This is a genomic window from Streptomyces sp. NPDC020917 (assembly GCF_044333795.1).
GTDB lineage: Bacteria > Actinomycetota > Actinomycetes > Streptomycetales > Streptomycetaceae > Actinacidiphila.
Genome location: NZ_JBIRRR010000019.1, coordinates 51,249 through 73,895, shown reverse-complemented (window position 1 = coordinate 73,895; position 22,647 = coordinate 51,249). Strand labels below are relative to the sequence as shown.

The 22,647-nt window shown below is 74.2% G+C and carries 19 protein-coding genes; 14 read left to right on the top strand and 5 right to left on the bottom strand.

The genetic code is table 11. The features are described from left to right. Nucleotides 1-164: 164 nt before the first annotated feature. Nucleotides 165-2,195: an NPCBM/NEW2 domain-containing protein gene (locus tag ACH4TG_RS31435; protein ID WP_398245996.1), complete on the bottom strand. Its 2,031-nt coding sequence runs from the start codon at nt 2,193-2,195 to the stop codon at nt 165-167. 261 nt (nt 2,196-2,456) lie between these two features. Here ACH4TG_RS31435 and ACH4TG_RS31430 point away from each other — a divergent pair, with 261 nt between their 5' ends. The 10 genes from ACH4TG_RS31430 to ACH4TG_RS31385 all read left to right on the top strand — a co-directional run bounded on the left by ACH4TG_RS31430 (nt 2,457) and on the right by ACH4TG_RS31385 (nt 13,265). Beyond that, a complete protein-coding gene (locus tag ACH4TG_RS31430) occupies nt 2,457-2,780 on the top strand; it encodes an L-rhamnose mutarotase (protein WP_398245995.1) in 324 nt (107 codons plus the stop codon). Between the two features lie 166 nt (nt 2,781-2,946). Beyond that, nucleotides 2,947-3,903: a hypothetical protein gene (locus tag ACH4TG_RS31425; RefSeq protein WP_398245994.1), complete on the top strand. Its 957-nt coding sequence runs from the start codon at nt 2,947-2,949 to the stop codon at nt 3,901-3,903. A gap of 109 nt (nt 3,904-4,012) precedes the next feature. Continuing rightward, a complete protein-coding gene (locus ACH4TG_RS31420) occupies nt 4,013-4,912 on the top strand; it encodes a YhjD/YihY/BrkB family envelope integrity protein (RefSeq protein ID WP_398245993.1) in 900 nt (299 codons plus the stop codon). Nucleotides 4,913-4,946: 34 nt separating this feature from the next. Next, the gene (locus tag ACH4TG_RS31415) at nt 4,947-5,402 is read left to right on the top strand and encodes a hypothetical protein (protein WP_398245992.1); all 456 of its coding nucleotides are present in this window, start codon (nt 4,947-4,949) and stop codon (nt 5,400-5,402) included. A gap of 5 nt (nt 5,403-5,407) precedes the next feature. Beyond that, the gene (locus ACH4TG_RS31410; RefSeq protein WP_398245991.1) at nt 5,408-8,056 is read left to right on the top strand and encodes a caspase family protein; all 2,649 of its coding nucleotides are present in this window, start codon (nt 5,408-5,410) and stop codon (nt 8,054-8,056) included. Further along, on the top strand, nt 8,053-9,468 hold the full coding sequence (locus tag ACH4TG_RS31405) for an extracellular solute-binding protein (RefSeq protein ID WP_398245990.1): 1,416 nt from the start codon (nt 8,053-8,055) through the stop codon (nt 9,466-9,468). The genes ACH4TG_RS31410 and ACH4TG_RS31405 overlap by 4 nt, the downstream gene beginning before the upstream one ends. Before the next feature lie 88 nt (nt 9,469-9,556). Next, entirely contained in the window at nt 9,557-9,802 is a 246-nt protein-coding gene (locus tag ACH4TG_RS31400; protein ID WP_398245989.1) for a hypothetical protein, read from the top strand. Between the two features lie 145 nt (nt 9,803-9,947). Next, the gene (locus ACH4TG_RS31395; protein ID WP_398245988.1) at nt 9,948-10,562 is read left to right on the top strand and encodes a TetR/AcrR family transcriptional regulator; all 615 of its coding nucleotides are present in this window, start codon (nt 9,948-9,950) and stop codon (nt 10,560-10,562) included. Further along, entirely contained in the window at nt 10,559-11,470 is a 912-nt protein-coding gene (locus ACH4TG_RS31390; RefSeq protein ID WP_398245987.1) for an SDR family oxidoreductase, read from the top strand. The genes ACH4TG_RS31395 and ACH4TG_RS31390 overlap by 4 nt, the downstream gene beginning before the upstream one ends. Before the next feature lie 667 nt (nt 11,471-12,137). After that, on the top strand, nt 12,138-13,265 hold the full coding sequence (locus ACH4TG_RS31385) for a hypothetical protein (protein ID WP_398245986.1): 1,128 nt from the start codon (nt 12,138-12,140) through the stop codon (nt 13,263-13,265). Between the two features lie 167 nt (nt 13,266-13,432). On the opposite strand, the gene ACH4TG_RS31380 is transcribed toward ACH4TG_RS31385, so the two are convergent. Then, complete coding sequence (locus ACH4TG_RS31380; protein WP_398245985.1) at nt 13,433-15,595, bottom strand: MMPL family transporter; 2,163 nt, start codon at nt 15,593-15,595, stop codon at nt 13,433-13,435. 96 nt (nt 15,596-15,691) lie between these two features. On the opposite strand from ACH4TG_RS31380, the gene ACH4TG_RS31375 reads away from it, so the two are divergent. From ACH4TG_RS31375 to ACH4TG_RS31365, 3 genes are all read left to right on the top strand, one after another. Next, nucleotides 15,692-16,438, top strand: coding sequence for a TetR/AcrR family transcriptional regulator (locus ACH4TG_RS31375; protein WP_398245984.1), 747 nt, complete (start codon nt 15,692-15,694; stop codon nt 16,436-16,438). Next, a complete protein-coding gene (locus ACH4TG_RS31370; protein WP_398245983.1) occupies nt 16,435-17,172 on the top strand; it encodes an LmeA family phospholipid-binding protein in 738 nt (245 codons plus the stop codon). Before ACH4TG_RS31375 ends, ACH4TG_RS31370 begins: the two co-directional genes overlap by 4 nt. A gap of 101 nt (nt 17,173-17,273) precedes the next feature. Further along, nucleotides 17,274-18,086, top strand: coding sequence for an SAM-dependent methyltransferase (locus ACH4TG_RS31365; protein WP_398245982.1), 813 nt, complete (start codon nt 17,274-17,276; stop codon nt 18,084-18,086). Between the two features lie 117 nt (nt 18,087-18,203). Here ACH4TG_RS31365 and ACH4TG_RS31360 read toward each other — a convergent pair whose 3' ends face one another. Both ACH4TG_RS31360 and ACH4TG_RS31355 read right to left on the bottom strand, forming a co-directional pair. Then, a complete protein-coding gene (locus ACH4TG_RS31360) occupies nt 18,204-19,112 on the bottom strand; it encodes a helix-turn-helix domain-containing protein (RefSeq protein WP_398245981.1) in 909 nt (302 codons plus the stop codon). Nucleotides 19,113-19,198: 86 nt separating this feature from the next. Then, complete coding sequence (locus tag ACH4TG_RS31355; RefSeq protein ID WP_398245980.1) at nt 19,199-19,435, bottom strand: DUF397 domain-containing protein; 237 nt, start codon at nt 19,433-19,435, stop codon at nt 19,199-19,201. Between the two features lie 202 nt (nt 19,436-19,637). On the opposite strand from ACH4TG_RS31355, the gene ACH4TG_RS31350 reads away from it, so the two are divergent. Further along, nucleotides 19,638-20,273: an ATP-binding protein gene (locus ACH4TG_RS31350; protein ID WP_398245979.1), complete on the top strand. Its 636-nt coding sequence runs from the start codon at nt 19,638-19,640 to the stop codon at nt 20,271-20,273. A 45-nt stretch (nt 20,274-20,318) separates the two neighbouring features. Here ACH4TG_RS31350 and ACH4TG_RS31345 read toward each other — a convergent pair whose 3' ends face one another. Next, complete coding sequence (locus ACH4TG_RS31345) at nt 20,319-22,508, bottom strand: alpha-galactosidase (RefSeq protein ID WP_398245978.1); 2,190 nt, start codon at nt 22,506-22,508, stop codon at nt 20,319-20,321. Between the last annotated feature and the right edge of the window lie 139 nt (nt 22,509-22,647).

The following is a 22,647-nucleotide window of genomic DNA, read 5'->3' as shown; positions in this document are numbered from 1 at the left end:
GGCGGGCCCCGGGGCCGGCGGGGGGGGGGCCCCCCCCCGGGGGGGGGGGGGGCCCCCGGGGGGGGGGGGGGGCGCGCGGGGCGGGGGGGGGGGGGGGGGCCCCCCCCCCCCCCCCCCGCGCCGGCCGTCCGCGGTGGGCGTCGGGGACGGCCTTCACTCGGCGATCAGGCGCAGGTGATCTGGGCGTTCGCCCAGTCCGCGTGGTCGCTGTCGTTGCCGTCGCCGCCGTCGGTGACGATCAGCTGGACGTTCTTCGCCCCGGTGACGTCGGCCTGCAGCGGCTTGCCGCCCATGGCGTTGGTGAGCACCCCGCTGTCGGCGACCTGCTTGCCGTCGGCGGAGATCAGGAACTCCACGGAGCCCTTGCCGTTCTTCTCGTCGTCCACCCCGACGATCGCGCTCACGCTGGAGCACTTGCCGCCGAGGTAGTAGGTGATGGTGCTAGGCGCGTGGGCACCCAGGCCCTTGGCGTAGACGGTGCCGGCGAGCGAGATCGGGTGGCCGTCACCGGCCGCGGTCTCGCCGTTGGACTCGTCGCGCTCGACCGGACCCCAGCCGTTGGTCGCGGACGTCCAGTCGAGGTCGCTGAGGTAGTGCGTGCCGGCCGGCGGCGGGACCAGGACGGGGACGCCGCCGGTCAGCGGCACGGTCACCCGGCGGTTGTCCGCCGGGTTGGTGTACGCGACGGTGCCGCTGAGCGTGTAGACGCCGGCCTTGGTGCCGGCGGGCACGGAGACGGTCCACGGTGCGCTGAAGGTCTTGCCGGTCGGCAGCGCGGGGCTGGTGGTCGGGCCGGCCGCGGTGACGGTCCAGCCGGCCGGGGTGTTGAGCTTCACCGAGACCTGCAGGGCCGGCAGGTTGCCCAGGTCGGTCACGTCGGCCGAGACGGTGCCGGTGGTGCCGGGCTCGATGTGGTCGGTCCCCTGGGTGGCCACGCCTGTGTCGAGCAGCGGCGGCTGGCTCGCCGCGTCGCCCGGGTTGCCGGCGCTGACCCGCAGCAGCACGGTGGCGTGCGCGGGCACCGTCGCCGACAGGGTGCCGGCGCTCTCGTAGTCCGCGTGCTGCCACAGGTCCCGCACGCCGTACATGGAGCGCTCGGGCAGTCCCGCGGCGGCGGCGGTGGTGCTGATGTGCTGGGCCTGGTCGGCGGAGTTGAACAGCGCGACCGCGCGGTCGCCGTTGGCCAGCTGCTTGGTGAGCACGTACGCGCCGCCGGTCGAGGAGACGACGGTCGCCTGCTTGCCCAGCGTGTCCTGGTTGAGCGCGATGACGTCCTTGTTGCTGAGGATGGACAGCGTCTCCGCGCTGGCCTTGCGCAGGTCGGTGCCGATCAGCAGCGGCGAGTTCATCATCGACCAGAGGCTGAAGTGGCTGCGGTACTCGGCGTCGGTCATGCCGCCGTTGCCGACCTCCAGCATGTCCGGGTCGTTCCAGCGGCCGGGGCCGGCGGCCGCGGCGAGCGGCATGTTGGCCTTGGCGATGGACAGCATGCTGGCCCAGTTGTCGCTGATGTCGCCGGTGGTGCGCCAGGAGTTGCCGACGTCACCTGCCCACTCCCACGGGCTGTTGACGCCCCACTCGCACAGCGAGTACAGGATCGGCCGGCCGGTGGCCAGCAGCGCGTCCCGCATCGCGGTGTAGCGGTTGATGTAGTCCTGGCGGGTGCCGTCGCTCTTGTTGTTGCAGTTGTCGTACTTGAGGTAGTCCACACCCCAGTCGGCGAACGTCTGGGCGTCGGTGGTCTCGTGGCCGAGGCTGCCCGGGTACCCCGCGCAGGTCGCCGTCCCCGCGTCCTCGTAGATGCCGAGCTTGAGACCCTTGGAGTGGACGTAGTCGGCGGTCCCCTTGATGCCGTCGGGGAACTTCACCGGGTCGGGCACCAACCGGCCCTGGGCGTCGCGGGTGTGCGTCATCCAGCAGTCGTCGATGTTGACGTAGGTGTAGCCGGCCGCCTTCAGGCCCGAGCTGACGAAGTAGTCGGCGGTCTGCTCGATCAGCTGCTCGCTGACGTTGCAGCCGAAGGCGTTCCAGTCGTTGAAGCCCATGGGCGGCGTGGTGGCCAGCCCGTTGTCGAGCGCGGCTGCGGGTGAGGCGGTCGCCATCACCTCGGTCGTCACGGCGACGGCGCCGAGGGCGCCGGTCCACAACGCGCCGGCCGTCGCGCAGGCCAGCAGTCTGTGGGCGAGTCTTGGCATGAAAAGTCCTCTGCTCCCGGTTCGAGGTCGGGCCTGGAGGGCCCGCGGGTGTACGGAGCCACACCACGCCGTGTGCGGAACAGCGTGGTTACGACGTTTCAATTCAACGGAAGAAAACAGAGTCGCTCATTTCCGTTCAGGGCGACACGCTAGGAGCCCCGCCTCGGCGTTGACAAGGCCCGTGCACACGGAATCCGTCAACTTCCCTCACCGGCGGTCGGATACGCTGTGCCGCCGCCCACCCACGCGAAAGGACACCCCGTGCAGCGATTCGCCTCGATCATCCGGCTGCGTCCGGAGAAGGAAGCCGAGTACCGCGCCCTGCACGCGGCGGCCTGGCCGGGCGTGCTCGCCATGCTCAAGCGCGCCAACATCGGCAACTACTCGATCTACCTGCGCGACGGACTGCTCTTCAGCTACCTCGAGTACAGCGGCGACGACTACGCCGCCGACACCGCCGCGATCGCCGCCGACCCGGTCACCCGCGAGTGGTGGAGCCGCACCGACCCCTGCCAGCAGCCGGTGGAGGGCGCCGCGGAGGGCGAGTGGTGGGCGCCGCTGGAGGAGGTCTTCCACCTGGACTAGGGCCCCGCCGCAGGCTGTTCCACGGACTGCCGCGGGCCCGGCCGATACCCGATGGAGACGCGGGTGTTGCCCCCGCGCGTCGTGCACCGGTGAGGATCGGCCCATGGCACCAGGGGGCGGGGCACCGAGGGGCGGGGCGCACGGGTACGCGGCGGAGCGGCGCGCCATGACACACCAGGGCGCGGCGGAGGGCGGGGTGGCGCGCGGGCGCTACGGTCCTGCCGACTGCTGCCTCTACGCCGCGGCGCTGATCCTGGCGTTCACCGTGGTGGTGGCCGGCCTGGTCATCTGGGGCCTGCACCGGGCGCTCCAGCCGGCCGCACCGGATCTGGCGGCCGTCGCCGACTCCCCGTCGGTGCGCGCCGCGGACGGCGCGGCGGCCCGCGCGATGGCGCAGCAGCTGGCGCAGTTGCGCACCGCGACACCCTGGGCGGTTCCGCTGGGCACCTCCGTCGTGGACGTCTGCCACGCGGAGGGCAGGTCGGCGTTCACGTTCAGCCTCCAGCGGTCGGGGTCGGTCGGCTGCACCCGCGCCACCGCCCTCTACCTGGCGTTCGACGGCGATCTGCCGGTACGCCTACGGCAGTTGGACGCGGCGGTCGCCGCGCTGCCGTGGCGGCCCTCGACCAGGCCGGACGGCCGGACGGGCGGGCTGGCCGCGCTGCTCGCCGACCGGCGCGAGGAATCCGGCGGCACGCCGGATCCCCCCGCGCCGGCCTCGTCCGCCCCCGCGGGCCCGCCACCGTCCACCGCGGCGCCCGCCGCGCCGATCGCCCTCGACCTGGACTGCTACCCGGTGCGGCCCGCGGTCACCGCTCCCGCGCCCGGCGCCTCCCCCACCGCGTCCGCGGCCGGGACCACCCCGCCCGCGCTGCGGACGGGCACGCTGCACGTGTCCGTGGCCTCCCGTCCGCTGGTCCCGCAGGGCGGCCCCTGGGACCGCGCCCCCTGGACCGTCCGGGACGGCGCGCAGCACCGCCCGTTCGGCAACGACGGGTCCGAACGGGCCCACTACTACGCCTGGCAGCCGCTCTCCGCGCGGTCCCTGGCCGCCACCGGCTACCGCACCCGCCCCTATCTGGTCGCGTTCGTGCTGTCGGAGGGGTACGCGCCGGGCCACTGACCGGCCGGCGGGCGGACACGGCTCGGCGGCGTGCGCCACCCGGGGGGACATTCCGCGCATAATGCCTTCACTGCCGCTCCGCCGCCGTCCGCTCGTGGAGGTCCCCCGCATGACCGCATCGGCGCCGCCTCCCACCGCGCGCGAGCCCGGCAGGATGCGGCGCTGGCAGGAGCGGGCCACGACCGCCCGGACGGCGGCCGAGCGGCGCTTTCCGGTCATCACCGACCTGACGGCGCGCCTGCTGTCGGTCAACGTGCTGGACGCCGCGACCCGGCTGGCCGCGCAGCTGTTCCTGACGGCCGTGCCGTTCATGCTCGTCGCGGCCGCGTTCACCCCGCAGGGCGTGCGCGACCAGCTGCTGACGTCCGCCCGGGACGTGTTCGGCCTGACCGGCGCCTCGGAGCAGCAGCTGCGGCAGCTCTACGGGGCCCAGGGAACCGGCGAGAACGGCGCACGGCAGGCGACCGGGGTGATCGGGGGCCTGGTGGCCCTGCTGGCGGCGACGGCCAGCAGCCGGGCGATGGGCAGGGTCTGCCAGCGGGCCTGGCAGCTGCCGAAGCCGCCGGCCCGGATGGCGGTGTGGCGCTGGTTCGTCTGGATCGTGGCGTGGGTGGCCGTGCTGGTGCTCCAGGGGCCCATGCGCGGCGGTTTCGGGGCCGGGCTGTGGCTGGGCATCCCGCTGGTGTTCCTCGTGGACGTGGCCCTGTGGTGGTGGACGCAGTGGCTGCTGCTCAACGGCCGGGTGCCGTGGCTGCCGCTGTTCCCGGGCGCGGTGCTGACCGCGGGGACGATGACCGCGCTGTCCATCACGGCCAGGATCTACATGCCGACCGCCCTCAACCGCAGCCTGGCCACGTACGGTTCGCTGGGCTCGGTGTTCACGCTGCTGTCCTGGCTGATCGCCATCTGCGTGGTGATCACCGTCAGCCTCACGGCGGGCGCGGTCCTGGCCACCCAGCCGCCGCTGGCCGGACCGCTGAACCGGGCCGGCCGGCCTCCGAGGACATGACGCAGTGTCAACTCGTATGCCACAGTCGTGTGTTATGACGCAAGGGGAACACGGGGACGAGGACGGCCGTCAGATCCACATCAGGCTCGAAGACGGGGGCGCCCGCGATCTCGGCGCCCTGCACCGCTGGCTGAGCCGCGAGGACTGGTTCGTCCACGCCGAGCGGGAGTACGGCCTGCGGGTCGCCTACCGCGAGGAGGACGGCACCGAGCGCGCGGCCGGCCCCGACGGCCCGCCGATGGGCGGCCTGATCACCGATCTGGTGCTGCTGGTGGCGGGCGCGGCCATCGGCCCCGTCTTCGACGACCTGTACACGCGGGCCAAGGCGGCGGTGCGCGCCTGGGCGCAGAACAGCGGCGTCGACACCCCGCACGTCGGCACTGGGACGTCGGGCGGGACGTCCGGCACCGGGACATCAGGCACCGGGACGTCCGGCGGCGAAGGGCCCGACGAGGGCACGGACGACGGCGAGGGCGGAAGGCTCCGGTAGACGTCGTGCCAGATCCCGACTACGACCCGCGAGGGAGGGCCAACCAGGCCCTGCTCGTCGGGGTCTACCGCTACGACCACGCCGACGACCTGCCCGGCGTCCGGCGCAACATCGGCGAGATGTTCGACGCGCTGCTCAGCGGCGGCCTGTTCGGCACCGGGGAGATCAACACCGTGTCCCCGGGCAGGAGCAGCGAGTTCCTGACCAGCCTCGACGAGGCGGCGGAGAACGCGCGCGGGCTGCTCCTGCTGTACTTCGCCGGGCACGGCCGGCTGTCGCACGACGGTTCCGAGCTGTTCCTCACCTTCGGCACCTCGCGCCGGCTGCCCGGCGACGAGCCGCACTACAGCGAGTCGGTCTCGTGGAACCAGGTGCTGCGCAAGCTGCGGGACCTCGCGCACGGCAGGACCGTCGACCGCATCGTGGTGGTCCTCGACTGCTGCTTCGCAGGGAACGCGCTGCAGAGCTTCAAGCCCGGCGCGCTGGAGCCGGGCCGCGAGCGCATCTCGGTGCTCACCGCGGTGCAGGTCAACCGCCGCATCCCGGCCGGCAGGGGGCAGACGCCGACGCCGTACACCAGTCACCTGGTGCGGCTGCTGCGCACCGGGCTGGGCGACGAGGACGGCCTGGTCCGGCTGACCCCGCTGGCCGCCGCCCTGCAGGAGGCGCTGCGCGACTCGCGCACGGACGACGGCGACCCGTGGGAGCCGCGGCACTACCTGGCCGAGGGCGGCCAGGACGTGATCGTCGGCGTGGCCGGCGGGCACCGCGAGCCGCCCCGGCCGCCCCTGGCGGCCCGCGTGGCGGCCACCCTGTCGGCGGCCCGGCGCCGGCTGAGGGCGGCCGCCGCCCCCTTCGACCGCCCGTCGCGCAGGGCCCTGGTGGCGATCGGCACCGCCTGCGCGGTGGTGCTGGCGGCCGGCGCCTACGGCGTCTACCGCTGGGTGGGCGAGCGCCCGGCCTGCGCCCCGCCAGTGCAGCTGCGGCTGCTCACCGACCCCGACGCGCAACCCACCGTCAGCCGCGCGGTCGACGCGTTCCTCGCGTCGGGCGCCAACCACGACGGCCACGGCTGCCGGCGCGCGGGCATCAGCCTCGACGCGCCCAAGTCCGACGACGCGGTGACCGGGTTCCTGCACGCCGCGCAGTGGCAGAGTCCGCACGCCACCGGTTCCTTCCAGCCGCAGCGGGACATCGGCGCGCAGCCCGACGTCTGGATACCCGGCTCGTCCGTCAGCTACCGGCGGGCGCAGAGCGAGGCGTCGGGCAGCGGTGCCGCCACTCTGGAGCTGCGCGGCTCGGTCGCCTACTCGCCGCTGGTGCTGGCCGTGCTGCGGACCGTCGCCGTCCCGGCGGCGGACGTGACCGGGGTGCCGCTGACCGATCTGGTCGGCCACCTGGAGACGACCAACAAGCGGGCGGTGGTGCTGCGCGCCGACCCGGAGTACACCGACTCCGCGCAGCTGGCGACCGTCGGCCTGTACGCCGCCAACGGCGGCGGGACACCGGCCGAGGCCGGCCGGGTCGACACCCTGGAGCAGCAGGCGGCGCTGCTGAGCCCGGCGCCGCGCAGCTCCTACGAGCTGATGTGCTCGCTGGCGTCCGGCCGGGCCGGGCTGGCGGACGGGACGAGTCTGGAGGACCAGGCGGCGGTGCTCGTGCCCGAGCAGGTGATGGCGCAGTTCAACGCCCCCTCCGGAGCGCACGACGAGACCGGCTGCGACACCGGCACGCTGGGGCAGCGCACACCGGAGTACCCCGCCGACGTCGGGATGCTGGACCTGCCGTTCGTCCACGTCACCTGGCGCGACGGCGACCGGGACGCCGGGCCCCGGAACGCGGCCGTCGAGGCCCTGTACCAGTGGCTCGTCGAGAAGGACGGGCAGCGGGTGTTCACCGACGCCGGCTACCGCGGGCTGTCCGCGCACGAGGGCGACGCGTCCCCGCCGCCGGCCGGGTCCTGGCTCACCGGCCCCGGCCGCGCGATCGGCCAGCTGCAGCCCTTCGGCTACGACGTGTCGGCGGGCGCGGTGGACAAGGCGCTGGCGGAGTTCCGCACCGCCCGCGGCTACGGCCAGGTCGTCTACCTGCTGGACTCCTCGACGTCCATGGGCGACGTCGGCAACAAGGTGTGGTCGGGCCCCGGCCGCGCCAAGGACCTGATCGCGCAGTCCCTGGACGCGTTCGGCGCGCAGGACCAGTACGGCGTGTGGGCGGTGCCCGGCACCAGACCGCCGTACAGCGAACTGGTCCCGTTCGGGAGCCGGGCCGACCCCGGCGGGCCGCGCAAGCTCCTGGCCGCCGCGAAGACCGCGGGCGAGGCCCACCCCGGGACCGCGCTCCTGGCCGCGCTGGCGGACCTCAAGTCCCGCCAGGTGGGCGGCCATCCGCAGCTCGTCGTGGTGCTCACCGACGACGAGGACGACAGCTGGATCACCGACCGCCAGCTGGCGGACATCACCAGGGCCGCCACCGGGCAGCACGTCCCGGTCGACTGGGTGTCGCTGACCAGCGGCGGCTGCAGCAGCGGCAGCGACCACCGCGGCCCGCAGATCGCCCGGGCGACCGGCGGCCGCTGCCTGGACCCGGCCGGCAACCAGGCCGCCGGGCTGCGGGACGAGGTCGCCCGCGTGGGGACGGGGGACGCGCGGTGAGGACACCTGCCCGGATCAGGGCGCTCGGCGCCGGCATCGCTGCGGGCCTGCTGCTGGCCGCCTGCACCGGCGGCGGCTCCGGCGCGCTGCCGCAGCCGTCCAGCAGCGGCGACGGCGAGATCGTCGTGGCCAGCGGCCTGGACGTGACCGGCACCGACGGTGTGCGGCAGCAGCTGATCGACGCCTGGAACCGGACGGACGACGGGCGCGAGCACCCGGCGCGGCTGCTGGAACTCCCCGGCGGCACCGACGACCAGCGCAGCCAGCTGCTCGGCGCGCTGCAGTCCGGCAGCGCCCGCTACGACGTGGTGAACCTCGACGTCACCTGGGTCCCGGAGTTCGCCCAGGCGGGCCTGATCACCGCGCTGGACCACCAGGTGGACCTCGGCTCCGACTTCATCCCGTCGGTGGCCGGGACCGCGCGGTGGAAGGGGCACACCTACGCGCTGCCGTTCAACAGCGACGTGGGCCTGCTCTACTACCGCAGCGACTACCTGCACCAGGCCGGCATCGACCAGGCCAACTACCCGTCGTCCACCACGACATGGAGACAGCTGCAGAGCATCGTCAGGGAACTCGACGCGGCCGCCTCCGGCGGCGGGCTGGGCACCTACCAGAAGGGCTGGACCACCCAGCTCGCCGCGTACGAGGGCCTGACCGTGAACACCGTGGAGGCGTTCGCCACCGCGGGCGTCCAGCTCACCGACGCCGACGGCCACTTCACCGCGAACGCCACCCGCCTGCGCGACGGCCTGGAGGCGCTCCGCGACCGCGCGGGAAGCGCGTACACGCTGCACGGCGCGCTGTCGTCCGACGAGTCCCAGTCGCTGGACGACTTCGCGGCCGGCCACACCGCGTTCCTGCGCCACTGGCCGTACGCCTACCGGCTGCTGCCGCACACGCTGCCGAGCGGCTCCTGGGCGGTGGCGCCGCTGCCCGGCAAGGCGGTGCTCGGCGGCCAGGACCTGGCGGTGGCCGCGGACTCGCCGCGGGCGGCGTACGCGCTGAAGCTGGCGCAGTTCCTGACCGACCGCGGCAGCGAGCGCTGCCTGCTCGACGCGGGCTTCGCCGCGACCCGGGTCTCCGCGTACAAGGACCCGACGCTGTCCTGCCCGCTGCCCGGCACCTCCCCGACCCCGCCACCGGACGCGCCGGGCGCGTCGGGCACGCCGGGCGGCGAGGTCAACCAGATGCCCCTGGACGGCCAGGACCGGCCGCGGTACGCGTCCACGACGCTGCTGTCCGCGCTGGCCTCGGCCGTGCAGCGTCCCCGCACGCCGTACTACGGGGCGTTCACCCAGGCGCTGCAGTCGGTGGTGCACGGCTGGCTGGGGAACCCCGACCCGCCCGACGCCGACCAGGTCGCGGCGCAGCTCGACACCGCGCTGCACAGGGCGCTGTCCGGCAAGTGACGGGGGCCGGGCGGCCCCGGCGCCGCCCGGCGGGACCGCCCGGCCCCCGTATCGCACATGCGTTCGAACCTGTGCCAGAATCCCCCTCATGCCCCACCACTCCTTTCCCGACGACCTCGTCCAGGCGCAGCGCGACTGGTACGCCACGTACCGCGAACTGGCCGCGAGCGGCGGCAGCGGCTCGCAGACCACGGTGCTGCGCCGGCGGCTCGTCCGGCTCTCGGTGCGGATCACCGCCCACCCGTACTGGGCCACGCTCCCCGGCTCGGCCCCCGCGGCCCGGATGGAGCTCAAGGAGATGACCTGGGCCGACACCCCCGACACCACCGCCTGACCCCGGCGCCGCCCCCGTCACCCGCACACCCGGCCGCGGCGCGCCGCGCCGCCCCGGGGCGAGCGGCCACCTGCCTCGTTTGCCGTTCAGCCGATCGGAGGCTTTAATGAATGAACGAGCGTTTATTAAGTGAGGAGCCGTGGTGGTGGGACGTCCCCGAGGGGTCGAGGATGCGGTGATCCTGCGGGCGGCCGCCGACGTGATCGGCCGGGCGGGCCCGACGAAACTGACCCTGGCCGCTGTGGCCCGCGAGGTGGGATTGGTGCCCGGCACGCTCGTGCAGCGATTCGGGTCCAAGCGCGGGCTGCTCCTGGCACTCGCCGAGCGGTCCGCGAAGGACGCGGCCGCGCTGCCCGGGCGGGTGCGCGAGGAGCACGCATCGGCGCTGGGGGCACTCGCGGCGCTGATCGTGGAGCCGATGGCCTCGATGGCCACGCCCGAGACCTACGCCAACCATCTGGCGTTCCTGTGCATCGATCTCACCGACCCGGAGTTCCGCCGGCACGCCCTGGCCATCCACCAGGCCCAGGGCCGGGCCGTCGAGGAACTGCTCAGGGAGGCCCTGCTCACGGGCGCGCTCCGCGCCGGTACGGACATCGCGGCCCTGACCGGGTCCGTGCAGGCGATCACCTCGGGCGCGGGCCTGACATGGGCCCTCGACCGCCACGGCACCCTGGCACAGCGGCTCCGGCAGGAGCTCGGCAACGTGCTGTCCCCGCACGTCCCGTCCGGCCACGACGACGATCCGGAGGAATCATGACGAACGGCGCGCGGCCGCTGGCCGGAAAGGTGGCCCTGGTCGCCGGGGGCACCCGGGGCGGCGGACGGGGCATCGCCGTCGCACTCGGCGCCGCCGGCGCCACGGTGTACGTCACCGGCCGCAGCAGCACCGCCGGACGCTCCGACCTGGACCGCCCGGAAACCATCGAGGAGACCGCCGAGAAGATCACCGCCGCCGGCGGCGTCGGCATCCCCGTCCGCACCGACCACAGCCGGCCGGACGAGGTCCGTGCCCTGGTCGACCGGATCGCGGCCGAGCAGGGCGGGCGGCTCGACATCCTGGTCAACTCCGTATGGGGCGGGGACCCCTTGACCGACTGGGAGCATCCGCTCTGGGAGCAGGACCTCGACACCGGCCTTCGGCTCGTCCGGCAGGCGGTGGAGACCCATGTGATCACCAGCCGGTTCGCGCTCCCGCTGATGGTCGCCCGCAGGAGCGGTCTCGTCGTGGAAGTCACCGACGGCAACACCGCGCGCTACCGCGGCTCGTTCTTCTACGACCTCGCCAAGTCGGCGGTGATCCGGCTCGCCGTCGCCCAGGCCGCGGAACTGGAGGCGCACGGCGTCGCAGCCGTGGCGATCACGCCGGGCTTCCTGCGCTCGGAAGCCATGCTGGAGGGCTTCGGCGTCACCGAGGCCAACTGGCGGGACGGTGCGGCCAAGGACCCGCACTTCGCCCACTCCGAAACCCCGGTCTACCTGGGACGGGCGGTCGCCGCGCTGGCCGCCGACCCCGCCGTCATGGCCAAGACCGGGCGCGCCCTGGCCACTTGGGGCCTGTACAAGGAGTACGGGTTCACCGACGCCGACGGCACGCAGCCGGACTGGCCCGCTCATTGGGCCGCCGCCCTGGAGGAGGAGCACGGCCCCCTCGGGGACCCCCTGTGACACCACGGGGTCACGCCGCCGTGGCCCTTGCCGCGCGTCGCGACCACCGAGCGTCCTCGCCGTGCCCCGCCCACCGCGGCCGCACGGCCCCGGAGCGATCCAGCCGGGCAACACCCTTGCGGATCACCAGCGTTCACGGCCGGCACCAGGATCCCTGACGGCACCCCGCCCCACTCCCGGAGCCGAACCGGATCCGGAACGGGGACGATCATCCGAACGCGACCCGCCCCGGCGCCGGGGCCGCATCCGGCGCTTCGCAGGGGGCGCCGAGGAGCCGCATGCCCAAGTGCCGCCACCCGCCGCGTCGAAGCCGCGCCGAAGCCGGGCGCCGGAGCTTCACCAAGCGGACCCTGGCGCCGCCTGCCCGAGCGCCGCTGCCCGCTGCGCCGTAGCGGGTTCGGGGTGGGCCGGCCCGGGGCCGTGACCTCAGGGGACTCACCCGCACCGTGGACCCCGCGAGCCCGCCGCAAGCGGAGAGCGCTCTCAGTCCGGCTTGACAGCCGGCCCGGCGACCCCGCAGGGTACCTCTCCAAGAGAGCGCTCTCAAACCGGTGTCTCCGCCCCAACTCCCGTGTGTCGTCCCGTCGCTGGCCATCCATGTGAAGGTGGGTCGTCCCTCATGTCGTCTTTCAGCGCTGCGGCTCTGGCCACGGCAGTCCCTCCGGTCGTGGACGCACCCGCGGCCACGTCCGCGTCCGCACCCGCCCGGGCACGGCTCGCCCGTCCGCCGGCGACCCGACCCGCGCCGCCAGAACCGGACTTCGGCCCCAGCGTCCGCGTGTTCGGCCCCGGCACGCCCGCCGCCGAGATCGAGGAGGCGGTCGAGGCCGCCGCCTCCGCGCCGGGCGGCGACCCCGCTTCCGCGGACGGGCACCGCGCCGTCCTCCTCAAGCCCGGCTCCTACCGCGTCGACGCCCGCATCGATCCCCGCACCCGGGTCGCCGGCCTCGGCCTCGCACCGCAGGACGTGACCCTCGGCGGTGCGCTCCGGCCGGCGGACGGACCTCGGCCGGACAGCGGCGCCGCCGTGCCCGCCGTGCTGTGGCGGCCCGTGGAGAACCTCGTGGCGCCCGGCGGCCGCGTGCTGGGCGGCGGGGACAAGCCGTACCTGTACGTCGACGCCGCGGGCGCCTACCGGGTGTTCCTGCCCGCGCTGCGCGACGGCGGCGCGGGCTCGCCGCGGATCGGACGCGCGGCCCACGGCTGGTCGGTGCCGATCGACCGGTTCTTCGTCGCCCGCCCGGGCGACTCGGCGCGCGCCCTCAACAGGGCGCTGGCGCAAGGCCGTCACCTGCTGCTGACGCCGGGCGTCTACCGGCTGGCCGACACGGTCCGGGTCAAGTGGGCGGGCACGGTGGTCCTCGGCCTCGGCTGTGCGACGCTGGCGCCGGTCGGCGGCACCGTGCCGATGACGGTGGCCGACGCCCGCGGCGTGCGGATCGCGGGCCTGCTGTTCGACGCCGGCCAGGGCACGTCCCCGGTGCTGCTGGAAGTCGGCCGCAGCGCGGGCGGCCGCTCCGATCCGCGCGAACCGGCGTCCGTGCAGGACGTGTTCTTCCGGATCGGCGGCGCCGAGGAGGGCCGCTCGGCCACCGCGCTGCTCGTCCACAGCGACCATGTGCGGCTGGACCGCGTCTGGGCGTGGCACACCGGTCAGGGCGCGGACTGGACGGCCGGCGACGGGACGGGGCACGCGACGGGAGACGAAGCGGGCGGCGGCTGCGCGTCCGGGGCCCGGGACCACCCGGGAGTGAGGTTCCACGACCTGCCGGCCGTCCCGGCCGGGCAGGCGTGACCGACCGCGGGAGCGGCGCGGCCGGCGGTGTGCCTGGGGGCTCCGCCGCCGGGCCGGCCGTTCCCGTGGCATGGGGGTGAGGGGGTTTGCCGTCCCGCGGCGGCGGACCCCCTCACAGCGCTTCCTCCGGCCTCTCGGCGCCGGACCCAGGTCGCCGGGCCGGCGCGCTACATGTGGACGCGCGGCAGCATCTTGTCCAGGCGCCGCGGGAACCACCAGTTGGCCCGCCCCATGAGGAACATGGTCGACGGCACCAGCACCAGCCGCACGATGGTGGCGTCGAGGATGACGCTGACGGCCAGCCCGACGGCGAGCATCTTGACCACCACCGTCGGGGAGGCGGTGAAGGACAGGAACACGGCGGTCATGATGAGCGCCGCGCTGGAGATCACGCGCCCGGTCGCGGACAGCCCCGCGCCGACGGAACGGGTGTTGTCGCCGGTGGCGTGCCAGGCCTCGGCGATGCGGGAGATCAGGAAGATCTCGTAGTCCATGGACAGGCCGAAGACGATGGCGAACATCATCATCGGCACGTAGGACTCGATCGGCACGGCCTCGGGAAGGCCGAGCAGCCCGGTCGCCCACCCCCACTGGAAGGCGGCGACCAGGACGCCGTACGAGGCGCCGGTGGTCAGCAGGTTGAGCAGCACGGCCTTGACCGGGATGACCAGGCTGCGGAAGACCGTCATCAGCAGCACGAACGCGGCGATCAGGACGATCCCGATGATGATCGGCAGCCGGTCCTTGACGGTGTTGCGGAAGTCGTACTGGCTGGCGGTGGTGCCGGTGACGTAGCTGGTGGCGCCGGTGCCGCGCAGGGCGTCCGGCAACGTGCTGCCGGTCAGCCGGTTGAGCACCCCGCCGGTGCTGGCCGACTGCGGCACGTCGACGGGCGTGACCGTGGACACCAGCAACGCGCCGTCGGGGGTGGGCTGGACGGGGGTGAAGCGGGCGATGTCCCCGGTGTTCTGCAGCGCCTTGGTGACGTCGTCGCCGACCTGGCTGACCGGGACGGTGGCGTGCTGGACGTCGACGACGACGGTCAGCGGGTCGTTGGCGCCGGGCCCGAAGCCGGGGCCGGGGGCGTCCGAGATCCAGTCGAAGGCGGTCCTGCTGGTGCTGCCGGCCTGGTTGACGCCGCTGTCGACATGGCCCAGGCGCATCGAGAACAGCGGGATGGCGAGCACCACCAGCAGGGCGGAGCCGGCGGTCAGGAGGAGGCCCGGGTGGCGGGAGACGAACACCGCGTACCGGTGCCAGTCGTCGCTCTCCCCCGCGGACTCGGCGACCGGCCGGCGGACGTGGACCCGGTCGATGTGCCGGCCGACGAGCGTGAGGGCGGCGGGCACCAGGGTCAGCGAGGCGGTCGCGGTGATGACCACGGCGATGGTCGCGGCGAGGCCGAGCTTGCCGATGAAGGTCAGCCCGCACGCGTACAGGCCGAGCATGGCGACCGACACGGTGGTGGCCGCGACCAGCACGGCGTGTCCGGTGACGGCACTGGTCCGCGCGATGGCCCGCTGCGGGCCGTGGCCGTCCATCAGGTCCTGGCGGAAACGGGTGGTCAGGAACAGGGCGTAGTCGATGCCGACGCCCAGGCCGATCATGGTGGACAGCGTGGGGGCCGCGGTGGCGAAGCTGATCGTGCCGGCGACGATGCCGACCACGCCGATGCCGACGCCGACCGCGACCAGCGCGCAGACCAGCGGCAGCACGGCCGCGAAGACGCTGCCGAACACCAGCAGCAGGATGACCAGGGCCACGCCGACGCCGACGAGTTCGCTGACCAGGTCGTTGGCGGGGGTGGTGGTGATCTGGTCGAAGCCGCCGCCGTAGGCCACGCCGAGGCCGTCGGAGCGGGCGGGCGCGGTCGCGGTGTCCAAGGTGTCGGTGTAGTCGTTGCCGAGCGACTTGAGCTGCTCGTCGAAGGTGACCGTGGTGTAGGCGGTGCGGCCGTCGCTGCTGGTGACGAGCGCGGAAGCGCCCGTGGCGTGCGGCATCTTCCTCAGGTTGCCGAGGGTGGTGTTCACGGCGGACTGGTGGTCGGCCACCGTGCCGCTGCCGGTGTGGAGGACGACCAGCCCGCTCGGCGCCGCCGCGGCCGGGTCCGACGCGGTGAGCAGGTCGGTGCCCTTGGCGGACTGGCTGCCGGACAGGCTGATCTGGTCGCTGAACGTCGGTCCGACGACGGCCCGGCCGGCGAGCGCGGCCACCAGCAGCACCAGCCAGCAGGCGATCACCCAGCCGGCGTGCCGTCCGCAGAAGGCCCCGAGGCGGGCCAGCCGGCCCGAGGGGACCTCGGGTGCCGGATCGGGAAGGTAGGACGGCATGAGCACAGCCTCCTGGCGCGCGGGACTCGCTCGACCATCGCAGAAAGTGGCAGGTCTGCCAATTGACAGGGCCGACACCGCCAATAGGCTGATGGCGTGAAAGCCGAGGCCGTCCAGCAGGGGGCACGCGACGGCGGGGACCCCGGGCCCCGGCCGGGCGGCGGGTCCGGGCTGCGCGAGCGCAAGAAGGCGCAGACGCGGCGGGAGTTGCGGGACGGCGCGGCCCGCCTGTTCGCCGACCAGGGCTTCGCCGGGACGACCGTGGCCGACATCGCGGCCGCCGCGAACGTCTCGGAGCGCACCTTCTTCCGGTACTTCGACGGCAAGGAGGCGCTGCTGCTGCCGGACGCCGCGGAGATGTGCGCGCGGATCGAGGACGAACTGGCGGCCCGCCCGGCGCAGGAGGGGCCGGTCGAGGCGGTGTGCGCGGCGCTGCTGGCCGTTGCCGGGTCCCTGGCCGACCCGGCCGCGGGGCCGGTCCCGGTGGACCTCCTGGTGCAGGCGTTCGACGGTTTCGAGGAGCGGCTGACCGGGCTGGTGGCCGGGCGGCTGCCGGCGTCGACGCCCGACCAGGACCTGCACGCCGCGGTGCTGGCCTGCGCGTGCCTGTCCACCGTGCGCGCCATACTGCGCATCCGCTCCGCCCGGCAGACCTCGGGCGCTCCCGCCGCGGACCCGGCGGAGTTGCTGCCCGCCGCCCTCGGCGTGCTGTCCCGGATCGGCGGCGCGCCGGCCGCGGACGGTGCGTCCGGGGTGCGCGGCGAGGCCGGTTCCGGCACGACCGCGGGAAACGGAAACGGAAGCGGAACCCGAAGCGATGGAAACGGAACAGGCTGCCGGTGAGGAACCCGTTCAGGCGGCTGCGCCGCACTCCCCTGCTCCTGGCCGCCGGTGCGACCGCGGCCGCCGTCGCGCTGGCGGGCGTCGGCGACCTGCTGCTGGAGCGCACGGCGCGCGACCGGATCGAGAGCGCCGCCGCGTGCCGGCTGCGGCCCAGCGGGCCGGTGTCCGCCGACCTGTCCGGGACCCTGGCCGGGCTGCGCCTGCTCACCGGCGACGTCGGCACGGTCCGGATCGCCGCCGAGGACGTCCGCCGCGACGGCACGAGCCTGTCGGTCGCCGCGGTCCTTCACGGGGTGACCACCGGCGGCGCGGTCGGCGGGGGCACCGCCACCGCCACGCTCTCCTACGACCAGTTGGGCGGCCGGCTCGGCGGCGGCGTGGCGGGGCTGCGGCCGGGGGGCGACGGCCACGGCGGCCTGGTGCTGACCGGGACGCTGGCCGGCATTCCGCTTCCGCTGACCGTGCGCGCCCGGCTGAGCACCGCGGCGGGCCGGCTGACCGTCACGCCGACCGGGGTCTCGCTGCTCGGACAGGACGTCCCGGTGGCCGGGCTGGCGGCCGATCCGCGCACTGCGGCGCTGGCCACGCGGCTCGGCCCGCGATCCGTGACGCTCCCTCAACTCCCGGACGGCGTACGGCTGCTGGATGCCACGACCGATGCGGAGGGGCTGCGGCTGGACCTGGTGCTGACCGCGCGGGCGACCTCCGGCACCCGGGGCGGGTGCGCCCGGTAACGACCTGGGGAACAGTCTCGACCGGACGATCAACCCTCCCTAGGATGAGGGCACTTCCGCGATCGCCGGACTACTCAGAGTCGAGAGTCAAGAGGAACCCTATGGAACTCGGGGACACACCGCAGACCGACAAGATCGACGTGACGGTGCCGAGTGTGGCCCGCATGTACGACTACCTCCTGGACGGAAAGGACAACTACCCGGCAGACCGGACGGCCACCGAGCAGCTGCTGCAGCAGGTGCCGAGCATGAAGGTGCTCGCGCTGAACAACCGCCAGTTCCTGCGCCGGGTGGTCCGCGTGCTCGCCGAGGACTACGGCATCAAGCAGTTCGTGGACCACGGTTCCGGCCTGCCGACCGCGGACAACGTCCACGAGATCGTGCAGCGCATCCACCCGGACGCGCGCGTGGTCTACACCGACAACGACCCGATCGTGCTGGCCCACGGCCGTGCGCTGCTGGAGCAGAACGAGAACACCGCGGTCATCACCGCGGACTTCCGGGACACCGAGGGCATCTGGAACAGCCCCGAGGTCAAGCGGCTGATCAACATGGACGAGCCGATCGCGGCGCTGTTCGTGTCGGTGCTGCACTGCATCCCCGACAAGGACGACCCGGCCGGTGTCGTCGCCCGGGTCCGGGAGAAGCTGCCGCCGGGGAGCTTCCTGGTGGTCTGCCAGCTGGTCAGCGAGGACGAGGAGACCCGTCGCGGGGTCACCGAGTTCATGGACCTGTCGACCGGCGGCAACTGGGGCCGGGTCCGTGAGGAGTCGGACGTCGCCGGCTACCTGTCGGGCCTCGATCTGCTGGAGCCGGGCCTGGTGGAGGTCTCCACCTGGCGGGCCGACAACGACCTGGCGCCCAAGCAGCCCAGCGCGGAGTGGATCGAGTTCGGCGGCGTAGCCCGCCTCTGACGCCGCGTCCGGCCCGCGCGGGTCGGGCGCCCGCCGCGGAACGAAGGACGAAGGGCCCCGCACCACCGGGTGCGGGGCCCTTTCACGTCGCCGCGGGCGCGGGGCCCGGCGGCCGGGTCAGCGGTAGTGCTCCAGGGCCGTCTCCAGCATGGCGCGGCTGGCCGCGGGCGTCGCGGCCAGCGCGCTCAGCTCGTCCAGCGCGGCACGGTACCTGTCGAGGTCCTCCAGGCGGTCCAGGTACACCGCGCTGGTCATGTGCTCCAGGTAGACCACGTCGGGCAGGAAGCCCTGGGCGAACCGGAGGTAGGTCACGGCCGCGCCGGGGGTGGCGGCGGCGCTCGCCTCGTAGGAGGCGATCTGCAGCCGGATGCCGGGCTGACGCAGCGCCTCCAGCAGATACGTCAGCTGGGCGCGCATCACTTCCCGGCCGCCGACCGGGCGGTAGAGCACGCCCTCGTCGATCAGCGCCCACAGCACGGGGGCGCCGGGCTCGGACATCCGGCGCTGGCGCTCCAGGCGCAGCGCCACGCGCTTCCCGACCTCTTCCGGCGGGGCGAGCCGGTGGCCGCTGAGGACCACGGCTTCGGCGTAGGCCGGGATCTGCAGCAGTCCCGGCACGAACTGGGTCTCGTAGGTGCGGATGACGTGCGCGTCGCGCTCGAGGCCGATGAGCTGCTGGAGCCAGTCGGGGACGACTTCACCGTAGGGCTGCCACCAGTCGGGCTGCGAGGAGCGCTGCACGAGGCGGGTGATCTCGGCCCGCTCGTCGGCCCCCACCCCGTAGAGGGCGAGCAGGTCTTCGACATCGCGGGGCTTCAGCGACACATGGGCGGTCTCCATGCGGCTGATCTTCGAAGCGTGTGCCCTGATGTGGTGGCCGGCGGTCGCCGGGGACATGCCCCGGCTCTCGCGCAGCGCACGCAGGTAGTTCCCGAGCACACGCGCCATGGCCTTGGCGCCCATGTCGGGACGGCGTTCAAGGAGCTGTATCGGCGAGACAGGCTGCGGCACTGGTACTGCGGGCATGCGGGCTCCCAACGAATACTGGACAGGCCAGTATTGCACTCGAGAGCCCGCTTTCGCCGCCTAACGGCGTTGTCGATCAGCCGACTTCACTCCGTGAAGGAGTCGAAGTCGCCGTCCCGTGCGCCGCCCACGAACGCGGTGATCTCTGCACGCGTGTAGACCAGCGCGGGGCCGTCCGGATGACGCGAGTTGCGCAGTGCGATGCTCCCGTCGGGGAGGGCGGCGACCTCGACGCAGTTGCCGCTCTGGTTGCTGCGGCCGCTCTTGGTCCACCGGACTCCGGTCAGCGAGCTCGCCCGAACTCCGTTGTCGTACTGCTGCACTTGGCATCACTCCTAGGTGGGTCAGCCATCCCCGCGGGTCTGCTTCCGCATCACCGACCACGATAGGTACACACGTACCCGCCGCGCACTTGCGAATGCAATTCCCGATGCAATTGCACCGGAAGTCCCTTCGCGGCGATACTGTGAGTACGACAACGATCTCTTTGCGTGCTCGAAAACTTCGTTCCGAGGGGTGAACCACATGACCGCCGAGTCGTACGACGCCGAGAGCGGTCCTCCCGGGCGAGCCCTCGGATCCGTGACCCGGCTCCCCCTGGCGGAGCCCCCCGCTGCCCGACCCTCCGCCCAACGGCCCGCCGCACCACGGCCGGCGGACCGGGCGGCCACCACGCGCGACGCGCTACTAGAAACGTTCCTGCTCGGCCGGCCGCAGGTGTGGGGCGGACCGCCGGCCGGCGTCGGCGAGAACGGCTTCGCGGCCCTGCGCTTCGACGCCACCCCGAGCAGCGTCACCCGCACCCGCAGCTTCCTGCGCAGCACCCTGACGGGGTGGCAGATGCAGGAACTGGTCGACGACGCCACCGCCATCGCCGCCGAGCTCGTCGCCAACGCGGTCACCCACGCGCTGCGGCCCGCGGCCGCGCCGCCGCTGCCGCCGGAGCCCTCGGCGTGGATCGCGCTGCTGCGGATGGACCACGCGGTGGTGTGCGCGGTGGCCGACCCCAGCCCCGATCTGCCGGCGATGGCCGAGCCCGAGCCGTTCGCCGAGTCCGGCCGCGGACTGCACATCGTGGCCGAACTCAGCGAGACCTGGGGGCACTCGCGGGCCGAGGCCGCCGGCAAGACGGTCTGGGCCCGCCTCGCCAGCGCCCGCTGAGCCCGCGTACCCGGGCCGGCCCACCCGAACCGGCCCGACACCCGGTCAGGCCGTCCGGCGCACCTCGATCAGCAGCGCCTGCTCGGGGTTGAGGGTCGGCATCGGCAGGCCGGCCACCGCCAGCACCGCTCCGCTCAGCGGCACCCAGCCCTCCAGGGCCCGGGTCAGCCACTGCGGCCCGCTGGTCTGGTGCAGCGAGGGCAGCCCCAGTTCGGTGCGCACCCGCACCTCGTAGCGGCCGTCGGCGGCCAGGCCCGGCAGCCGGACCCGGCCCGCCTGCGCCTCGGTCGACGTCGTCAGCCGCGCCCAGCAGTACAGTGCGGCCTGCCCGTCGTGCCCGACCACGCCGTGCAGCACCGTCGCCTCGTCGCCGAGGTCGGCCCGGACCGTCACGCCGCCGTGCAGCAGCGGCCGCAACTCACGGTAGAGCGCGGTCCAGGCGGTGATCCGCGCCAGTTCGCCGTCGCCGCACGCGGTGATGTCCTGCTCGATGCCGGCGTGCCCGAACAGGGCGGTGGCCAGCCGGAAGGTGTCGCCGCTGCGCCGCGCGGTGGTGTGGCTGGGCGACGGGCCGAAGTGCGCGCCGACCAGCTCGGGCGGCAGCAGCTGCCCGGTCCACCGCTGGATCGACTGGCGCTCCACCGGGTCGTTGCAGTCCGAGGCCCACACCCGGTCGGTCCTGGCCAGGATGCCCAGGTCGATCCGGCCGCCGCCGCTCGCGCAGCTCTCGATCTCCAGTCCCGGGTGACGCTCCTTCAGCGCGTCGATCAGCCGGTAGACCGCGGTCACCTGGGCGTGCGAGACGGGCCGGTCGGCCGGGCCGTGCACGGCCTCGGCCAGCTCCCGGTTGTGGTCCCACTTCAGGTACGCGATGCCGTAGGTCCCGACGAGGGCGTCGATGCTCTCCAGCAGGTACGCCCAGGCGTCGGGGTTGGCGACGTCCAGCACGTACTGGTGGCGCGCGGTGGGGCCGCCGCCCGCGGCGGGGCCCAGCACCCAGTCGGGGTGCTCCCTGGCCAGCCGCGAGTCGGGGTTGACCATCTCCGGCTCGACCCAGAGGCCGAACTCCATGCCGAGGGCGCGCACCCGGTCGGCCAGCGGGCCCAGCCCGTCGGGCCAGACCGCCGCGTCCACCGTCCAGTCGCCGAGCCCCGCACGGTCCGAGCGCCGGCCGGTGAACCAGCCGTCGTCCAGCACGAAGCGCTCCACGCCGACCTGCGCGGCCTTCTCGACGAGCCGCAGCAGCCGGTCCAGGTCGTGGTCGAAGTAGACCGCCTCCCAGCTGTTGAGGATGACCGGGCGCGGGGTGCGCGGATGGGTGGGGCGGCCGCGCAGCAGGGCGTGGAAGCGGCCGGCGAGGCCGTCCAGGCCGTCGGACGACCAGGCGAAGTGGCAGACCGGCGCGTCGTAGGTCTCGCCGGGTGCCAGCCTGATCTCGCCGGAGCGCAGCAGTTCGCCGCCGCCGAGCACGGAGGCGTGGACGCCCGCGCCCTCGGGGAGCTGCTCGGCCAGGTAGCGCTGGTCGCCGCTCCAGGCGACGTGCAGCGCCCACACTTCGCCGCCGCGGAAGCCGAAGCCGGGTTCGCCGACGGCGAGCAGGTAGGGGCTGTCGAGGCCGGGCTTGCCCCGGCGTACCTCGCGGGAGTGCGTGCCGTGCCCGAGCGGCCGGCGCTGCGGCGAGCGCTCCCGGGCCCACTTGCCGGTGAAGTCCAGGATCTCGGTGGCGCGGCGGGGCAGCGGCAGGAGCGTGGTGACGTGGGTGAGGTCGTAGGGCTCGGGGGCGGCGCCCTCCTCGGCCCGGCGGGTCACGGACGTGGCGACGGCCAGCACGCCCGAGGGGTCCATGGCGTAGGTCAGGGTGAGGTCGAGGCCCGCGCCGGGTTCGGCGAGCCGGAGCACCAGTTCGCCGCCGCCGTCGGGGTCCTCGCGGAACGCCGCGTCGGTGAGGGCCGGCCGCGGTGCGCCCGCGGTGCCGGCCAGGTGGCCGTGGTGGCCGGGCGTGCCGTGCCAGCCCTCGGCCTCGGTGGGCCACACGGTGAAGCGGCGGGGGACGTCCAGGGCGTTGTTGAGGACGGCGCCGTCGGCGGTGAGGACGAGGGCCTCGCGGTCGGCGTCGGTGAGGTCGCCGAGGTCGGCCCCCCAGTGCAGGACTCTGGGCACCGGCTCGGTGAGTTCCACGACGAGGCAGGTGCCTGCCGCGCGCAGGGAGACGATCCGCGCGGGGGTGGTGGGCATGCAGAGTCCTTTCATTCGTCCGGACGGCGGGGGGGGGGGCCGCGGGGGGGGCGGGGGGCCGGGGGGGGGCGGGGGGGGGGGGGGGGGGGGGGGGGGGGGGGGGGGCGGCGGGGCGCGCGCACCCGCGGCCGGGGGGGCG

Excerpts from the sequence above, each read along its gene's own strand:
- ACH4TG_RS31350 (WP_398245979.1), top strand. The coding sequence starts at position 19,638 with ATGACCGCCGAGTCGTACGACGCCGAGAGCGGTCCTCCCGGGCGAGCC.
- ACH4TG_RS31425 (WP_398245994.1), top strand. The coding sequence starts at position 2,947 with ATGACACACCAGGGCGCGGCGGAGGGCGGGGTGGCGCGCGGGCGCTAC.
- ACH4TG_RS31400 (WP_398245989.1), top strand. The coding sequence starts at position 9,557 with ATGCCCCACCACTCCTTTCCCGACGACCTCGTCCAGGCGCAGCGCGAC.
- ACH4TG_RS31420 (WP_398245993.1), top strand. The coding sequence starts at position 4,013 with ATGACCGCATCGGCGCCGCCTCCCACCGCGCGCGAGCCCGGCAGGATG.
- ACH4TG_RS31380 (WP_398245985.1), bottom strand. The coding sequence starts at position 15,595 with ATGCCGTCCTACCTTCCCGATCCGGCACCCGAGGTCCCCTCGGGCCGG.
- ACH4TG_RS31390 (WP_398245987.1), top strand. The coding sequence starts at position 10,559 with ATGACGAACGGCGCGCGGCCGCTGGCCGGAAAGGTGGCCCTGGTCGCC.
- ACH4TG_RS31435 (WP_398245996.1), bottom strand. The coding sequence starts at position 2,195 with ATGCCAAGACTCGCCCACAGACTGCTGGCCTGCGCGACGGCCGGCGCG.
- ACH4TG_RS31365 (WP_398245982.1), top strand. The coding sequence starts at position 17,274 with ATGGAACTCGGGGACACACCGCAGACCGACAAGATCGACGTGACGGTG.
- ACH4TG_RS31415 (WP_398245992.1), top strand. The coding sequence starts at position 4,947 with ATGACGCAAGGGGAACACGGGGACGAGGACGGCCGTCAGATCCACATC.
- ACH4TG_RS31345 (WP_398245978.1), bottom strand. The coding sequence starts at position 22,508 with ATGCCCACCACCCCCGCGCGGATCGTCTCCCTGCGCGCGGCAGGCACC.
- ACH4TG_RS31360 (WP_398245981.1), bottom strand. The coding sequence starts at position 19,112 with ATGCCCGCAGTACCAGTGCCGCAGCCTGTCTCGCCGATACAGCTCCTT.